This window comes from Roseovarius autotrophicus, assembly GCF_018069895.1.
Lineage (GTDB): Bacteria > Pseudomonadota > Alphaproteobacteria > Rhodobacterales > Rhodobacteraceae > Roseovarius > Roseovarius autotrophicus.
The window spans coordinates 77,714-83,965 of the sequence record NZ_JAGQDH010000011.1; the positions used below are offsets into that span (position 1 = coordinate 77,714).

Here is a 6,252-nt window from a genome sequence, read left to right on the forward strand (position 1 = left end):
CCGCAACTGGATCCCGGCCCTTTCACATGACCTCTGTCCGGCTACGCCTGCTCATTCTCGCGCTGCTGCCGCTGGTGGTACTGATGCCCGCGCTTCTGGCGCTGGCCATCGGGCGCTGGTCGGCCAATTACGACGCGCTGCTGATCACCAATGTGGAAACCGACCTGCGGGTGGCGGATCAGTATGTGCAGCGCATCCTGACGACGACCGGGGGCGATGTGACGGCGCTGGCCGAATCGCTGCGCTTCGACACGGCGCTGCGCAACCCGCCCGACAGCCTGTCCACCTTCCTTGCGCAGGAACGCGATGCGCTCGGCCTCGATTTCCTCTATTACCTGCCCCGCGCCATGGCCCGACAGGACTGGCCCGTCATCGCCGCCGCGCTCGCCGGTCAGCCCGCCACCGAGATCGACATCTTCTCGCCCGGCACCCTCGCCGCCCTTCCCGAGACCGGCCAGCGTCTTGCCGCGCGGGCGCGCGTGCCTCTGGTTCCGACCCGCGCCGCCGTGCCCACATCGCGCCGGACCGAAGATCGCGGCATGATCGTGCACAGCGCCACGCCGGTCCTCACCGAAGGACGCGAGGGGGTGCTGGTGGGGGGCATCCTGCTCAATCGCAACCTCGATTTCATCGATACGGTCAACGAGTTGGTCTATCGCGACAGCGACGCGCCCGGCGCGCGGCAGGGCACGGCGACGCTGTTTCTCGACGATGTGCGCGTCTCGACCAATGTGCGCCTGTTCGAGGGCAGCCGCGCGCTTGGCACGCGGGTGTCGGCGGCGGTGCGCGGCGCGGTTCTGGATGAGGGCCAGACCTGGCTTGACAGCGCCTTTGTGGTCAATGACTGGTATATCTCGGCCTATCGCCCCATCACCGACAGCTTTGGCCGGCGGGTGGGGATGCTTTATGTGGGCTTTCTGCAAGCGCCCTTCGATGCCGCCAAGCGCAACGCCTATATCCTCATCTTCGCGGCCTTCCTTGCGGTTCTGGCGATCAGCGGGCCGCTTTTCCTGCGGCTTGCGCGCAACATCTTCGCGCCGCTGGAGCGGATGACGCGAACCATGGAGCGCGTCGAGGCGGGCGATCTGGAGGCGCGCATCGGCCCCGTGCCCGCGCGCGACGAGATCGGCACCGTGGCCGCGCATCTCGACAGCCTGCTTGATCAGGTGCAGGAGCGCGACCGCGCCCTGCGGGCCTGGAACGAGGAGTTGAACGCCCGCGTGGACGAACGCACCGCCGAATTGCGCGAGGCCAATGCCAAGCTTGAAAGCACCTATCAGCAGCTTGTCATGTCGGAAAAACTCGCCTCCATCGGCGAGATCACGGCAGGCGTGGCGCATGAGATCAACAACCCGGCGGCCGTCATTCAGGGCAATCTCGACGTGATCCGCCAGACCCTCGGCGACGCCGCCGCGCCGGTTCAGCACGAGCTTGGCCTGATCGACCGACAGGTGGGACGCATCAGCGCCATCGTCTCGAAACTGCTGCAGTTCGCGCGGCCCACGGAGTTCGGCACCTTCGAGGAAGACGTGGACATCGCGCAGGTGTTGCGCGACTGCCTCGTTCTGGTCGATCATGTTCTCTCGAAAGCCAGGATCACGGTGGCCATCACCAACGCCCCCGACACGCCGCTCGTCACCATCAACCCCGGCGAGTTGCAGCAGGTGATCATCAACCTTGTCACCAATGCCGCGCAGGCGATGAAGGGCGGCGGGCGGCTCATGATCGCCACCCGCCCGCTGGCGCGCGAGGGGCATGATGGCGCGGCGCTCATTGTCGCCGATACCGGGCCGGGCATCCCCGAAGACAAGATCGCGGCGGTATTCGACCCGTTCTTCACCACCAAGCCGGGCGAGGGCACGGGCCTTGGCCTGTCGGTCAGCCAGACGCTGATTCGTCAGGCGGGCGGCATCATCACCGCGCACAACCGCCCCGAGGGCGGGGCCGCGTTCACCGTCTGGCTTCCCGCGCAACCACAGACCTGAACCGCGCTGGTGCACCTTGACCAGCAACCCTTTCCCATACATATGCCAGAGCCATGACAGACCTTGCTCATATCCGTAATTTCTCGATCGTGGCGCATATCGACCACGGCAAATCCACCCTTGCCGACCGGCTGATCCAATCGACCGGGACGGTGCAGGATCGTGACATGAAAGAGCAGATGCTCGACGCCATGGATATCGAGCGCGAGCGGGGCATCACCATCAAGGCCAACACCGTGCGCATCGATTATGTGGCGCAGGACGGCGAGACCTATGTGCTCAACCTCATCGACACGCCGGGCCATGTGGATTTCGCCTATGAGGTGAGCCGGTCGATGCGCGCGGTCGAGGGCAGCCTTCTGGTGGTGGACAGCACGCAGGGGGTGGAGGCGCAGACGCTCGCCAATGTCTATCAGGCGATCGACGCGGGCCACGAACTTGTGCCGATCCTGAACAAGATCGACTTGCCCGCCAGCGAATGCGACCGCGTGGCCGAGCAGATCGAGGATGTGATCGGGATTGATGCCTCTGGTGCCATTCGCGTGTCGGCCAAGACCGGCGTCGGCATCCCCGAGACGCTGGAGGCCATCGTCAAGCATCTGCCAGCACCCAAGGGCGACGAGGCCGCGCCCCTCAAGGCGATGCTGGTCGATAGCTGGTATGACGCCTATCTCGGCGTGGTCGTGCTGGTGCGGATCATGGACGGGCGCATGAAAAAGGGCGACCGCATCCGAATGATGCAGACCGGAGCCACCTACAATGTCGAGCGTATCGGCGTATTCCGTCCCCAGATGGAACAGATCGTCAGCCTCGGTCCCGGCGAGATCGGGTTCATCACCGCCTCGATCAAGCAGGTGCGCGATACCAAGGTAGGCGACACGATCACCCATGAAAAGCGCCCCTGCGCGCAGGCGCTTCCGGGCTTCAAGCCCTCGGTGCCGGTGGTGTTCTGCGGCCTTTTCCCCGTCGATTCGGCCGAGTTCGACGACATGCGCGACGCCATCGAGAAGCTGGCCTTGAACGACGCCTCGTTCAGTTCCGAGATGGAAAGCTCTGCCGCGCTCGGTTTCGGCTTTCGCTGCGGGTTTCTGGGGCTTTTGCACCTTGAGGTGATCCGCGACCGCATCGAGCGCGAATATGGCATCGAGTTGATCACCACCGCGCCTTCGGTAGTCTATCACCTCCACATGAAGGACGGCACGATGCGGGAGTTGCATAACCCCGCCGACATGCCCGACCCCTCGCACGTAGACCGCATCGAAGAGCCCCGCATCAAGGCCACGATCATGGTGCCCGACGAATATCTCGGCGACGTGCTCAAGCTCTGTCAGGACAGGCGCGGCATCCAGCTTGACCTGACCTATGCGGGCAGCCGCGCGATGGTGGTCTATGACCTGCCGCTGAACGAGGTGGTGTTCGATTTCTACGACCGTTTGAAATCGGTGACAAAGGGCTATGCCAGCTTCGATTACCACCTCGAAGGCTACCGCGAGGACAAGCTGGTGAAGATGCAGATCCTCGTCAATGACGAGCCGGTGGACGCGCTGTCGATGATGGTCCACCGCGACCGCGCCGAGATGCGGGGCCGCGCCATGTGCGAGAAGCTCAAGGACCTGATCCCGCGCCACATGTTCAAGATCCCGATTCAGGCGGCCATCGGCGGCAAGGTCATCGCCCGCGAGACACTCTCGGCGCTGCGCAAGGACGTGACGGCGAAATGCTACGGCGGCGACGCCACGCGGAAGAAGAAGCTCTTGGAAAAGCAGAAGGCCGGCAAGAAGAAGATGCGCCAGTTCGGCAAGGTGGACATCCCGCAGGAGGCGTTCATCTCGGCGCTGAAGATGGATAGCTAAGCGCAATGCGCAAGGTTGTGCCCACCCCACCACACGGATGCGGCGAGGGCTGGTGATGGTGGGTTGCCACCCGCCCTACGCCCCCTTTCCCCGCCGTGTCATTGCGCCTATAGCCGTGCCAACAGCCCCCATTTGACGGAACCCTGTCCCATGCCCTGCGCGCTTTGCTCTGCCGATGCCCCGCTGACCGACACCCCTGTCCCCGGCGGCCCCGAGGGGGCCAGCGCGGCGCTCTGCGCCACATGTGCGGACCAGATCACCGGCACGCCTGAACCCGATCACTGGCGCTGTCTGGCCTCTGCGATGTGGTCCGAAGACCCGGCCACGCAGGTTCTTGCCGCGCGGATGCTGGCGCGGCTGGCGGCGCATGAATGGGCGCGCGATCTGGCCGGGCAGCTCTGGCTTGACGACGAGACCCGCGCCTGGGCCGAGAACGTCGCCATGGACAGCGGCCACCGCGACAGCAACGGCGTGCCCCTTGCTCAGGGCGATACGGTCGTACTGATCAAGGATCTGCCCGTGAAGGGTGCCAATTTCACCGCCAAGCGCGGCACGGCGGTGCGGGGCATTTCGCTGGTGGCCGACAACCCGGCCCATATCGAGGGCCGCGTCGAGGGCCAGCGCATCGTGATCCTGACAGAGTTCGTCAGGAAGCGGTGAGGCCGCCGAATCGCGCCGGCGGCCCCTTCTTTCCCGCCGCGCCTCAGAAGAACCCGAGCTTGTTGGGATTGTAGCTGACCAGCATGTTCTTGGTCTGCTGGTAGTGGTCGAGCATCATCTTGTGGTTCTCACGCCCGATGCCGGACTGTTTGTAGCCGCCAAAGGCCGCGTGCGCCGGATAGGCGTGATAGTTGTTGACCCAGACGCGCCCCGCCTCAATGGCGCGGCCAAAGCGGTAGGCGCGGGTGCCATCGCGGGCCCAGACACCGGCGCCAAGGCCATACATCGTGTCATTGGCGATGGCCAATGCCTCGGCCTCGTCCTTGAAGGTGGTCACGGACACGACCGGGCCAAAGATTTCCTCCTGGAAGACCCGCATCTTGTTATGGCCCTTGAGGATGGTGGGCTGGATATAATAACCGCCCGCGATCTCGCTGTAGCGTGACGAAATACTTTAGAGAGATTTACAGCTATATTATAGCAACCGATTTTTTGAAACAGGGCGGGGCGAAGACCCTTGAACAGCGCTTTCAAAGGTGCCTGAAACTCCTCATCCACCGTCGCGTAGTCCGCTGTGGTTTCTTCCACTTCACACATGCCCCGGATCGAGCGCGTTCAGCACCCGCTTGAACCGCCAGACCTGATAATCAGCCGGGTCTTGCGCGTCCAGGCGCTTGAGCCGTCCCGTGAACAACACGTCACGCGGGCGATCAAGGAACAGGAAGGTGCCGACCACAACCTGATAGATGAAGTCCTCCACCAGAAAGACCGCCGCAGCGGGGTAGAACAGGTAGAGCAGCGGCTTCGGCACCCGGCGCTGCACCCACATCAGCACGGCGAACTGCACCAACAGGGCCAGCGTGAACGGGGCCATTATCAGATAGCGGATTTCGAACCAGACGTCTCTCATACCTCGATCTCCATTGCGGCGGTGAACAGCGTATCCAATTCAGTTGCACTGAACGGAGGGGAGACCATGGTTGCAAATGTGGCAATCGTCGGGCTGAGCCGCCGGAACTCGGTCGCCTTGTCCCACGCGATCTTGGTAGCAGGGTCCGCTGTCGCGACGACGGCCTCTACCTCATCGAGACGGCCCGCAGCGAGAAGGGCCAGCCGCACCTGCATGGCGCTGGCGACCATGGTCTTGCGCTCTTGTGCCAACACCTCGGCTGGCGTGGTGAAGGACGGCGCGTCATTCTGGGAGGTTACGCGCTCGCCTGTCTTGAGATTGATTGTCGCGATTGTCATTTGCGCCACCGAATGTAAAAGCTGCCGCTGTTGAAAGTTGCCGTGCCGCTTCGGGTGAGCCGTAGCCTGTCAACCGCTCCGGTTATATTGACATGCCCTGCACCGTTTATCCCAAGCCCCTCCCTCATCTCAGACCCATTGTGCGTTTCGTCCCAATCTCCAGAGCCGGAATTAAGGATGGTCATTTTACCGTAGGCCCTGTTTGTCGAACCATCCACAACTAGAGCAAACCCCGTTGTCCGCTTGATAAATGTCCTCACACCTGTCCCGGATGCGCTGTCGTAGCCTGTCGTCTGGAATCCTGCATTGGTGCCCAATTGAATGAGCGCATGGTCCGTGGCCGTGAATCGGATGTCGCGGTAGATTGCCTCTATTTCAGTCACCCCCTCCGGGATTCCCGTGAAGTCGAACGCCGTGCCAGAGGTGGTCGCGACAACAGGCGAGTATTCCCAGCCGCCGCCGCCAACCTGAGCAAGCTGCGCAGGGCTGATCATCGCGGGCGTGGT

General features: G+C 63.4%; 6 protein-coding genes and 1 pseudogene. 3 read left to right on the forward strand and 4 right to left on the reverse strand.

The window, feature by feature from the left end; genetic code table 11:
- Window positions 1-26 precede the first annotated feature (26 nt).
- The 3 genes from KAK09_RS12505 (at window position 27) to KAK09_RS12515 (ending at window position 4,498) form a co-directional block, all read left to right on the forward strand.
- Window positions 27-1,985: a sensor histidine kinase gene (locus tag KAK09_RS12505; RefSeq protein WP_210879282.1), complete on the forward strand. Its 1,959-nt coding sequence runs from the start codon at window positions 27-29 to the stop codon at window positions 1,983-1,985.
- A 53-nt stretch (window positions 1,986-2,038) separates the two neighbouring features.
- Window positions 2,039-3,838 (forward strand): translation elongation factor 4, encoded by a 1,800-nt coding sequence (lepA, locus tag KAK09_RS12510; protein WP_210879283.1) that lies wholly within the window; start codon window positions 2,039-2,041, stop codon window positions 3,836-3,838.
- A 150-nt stretch (window positions 3,839-3,988) separates the two neighbouring features.
- Window positions 3,989-4,498, forward strand: a complete 510-nt coding sequence (locus KAK09_RS12515) for a PhnA domain-containing protein (RefSeq protein WP_210879284.1) — start codon at window positions 3,989-3,991, stop codon at window positions 4,496-4,498.
- A 43-nt stretch (window positions 4,499-4,541) separates the two neighbouring features.
- On the opposite strand, the pseudogene adh reads toward KAK09_RS12515, so the two are convergent.
- The 4 genes and pseudogenes from adh to KAK09_RS12535 form a co-directional block, all read right to left on the reverse strand.
- Window positions 4,542-4,931: pseudogene (adh, locus tag KAK09_RS12520) on the reverse strand (aldehyde dehydrogenase); the annotation flags it as partial.
- Window positions 4,932-5,087: 156 nt separating this feature from the next.
- On the reverse strand, window positions 5,088-5,408 hold the full coding sequence (locus KAK09_RS12525) for a hypothetical protein (protein WP_210879285.1): 321 nt from the start codon (window positions 5,406-5,408) through the stop codon (window positions 5,088-5,090).
- Window positions 5,405-5,746 carry a hypothetical protein gene (locus tag KAK09_RS12530; protein ID WP_210879286.1) on the reverse strand — a complete coding sequence of 114 codons (342 nt, stop codon included), beginning with the start codon at window positions 5,744-5,746 and terminating at the stop codon, window positions 5,405-5,407. The genes KAK09_RS12525 and KAK09_RS12530 overlap by 4 nt, the downstream gene beginning before the upstream one ends.
- Window positions 5,743-6,252: hypothetical protein (locus KAK09_RS12535; protein WP_210879287.1), on the reverse strand; the 510-nt coding region annotated here is incomplete at its 5' end. The genes KAK09_RS12530 and KAK09_RS12535, both read right to left, overlap by 4 nt.